Annotated in this window: 1 protein-coding gene; it reads right to left on the bottom strand. The window is 45.3% G+C overall.

Annotated elements, in window-relative coordinates:
* Positions 1-50: 50 nt before the first annotated feature.
* Positions 51-258, bottom strand: a 208-nt coding sequence (locus L9G74_RS21190) for a hypothetical protein (RefSeq protein WP_238898735.1), incomplete at its 5' end; no start/stop codon positions are given.

Genomic DNA, 258 nt, shown 5'->3' with positions numbered 1-258 from the left:
CACCTTTTGCGCTTGCGACAATTGAAGGATTGACAATATAAGCGAACGGCTTAAAAGCGGGAATTAACACGAAAAAAGCTGTTGACCTTAGATTGAAAGGGGGAGTGTATGCGGATTGCATTAGGCGTCGAATATGACTGCCGATCACCAGCAAAGATGAAATTGGCCAACTGCTGAAATACTTGATGGAACACGCCAACCAAGTGGTCAGCCGTACGCTGCGCCAAAGCCATAACTTGGAAAAACAAGTGATTAACG

The sequence above is a fragment of the Shewanella electrica genome (genome assembly GCF_022321485.1).
GTDB classification, from domain to species: Bacteria; Pseudomonadota; Gammaproteobacteria; order Enterobacterales; family Shewanellaceae; genus Shewanella; species Shewanella electrica.
The sequence above is the reverse complement of the archived record's forward strand: the minus strand, read 5'-3'. Positions and strand labels throughout refer to the sequence as shown.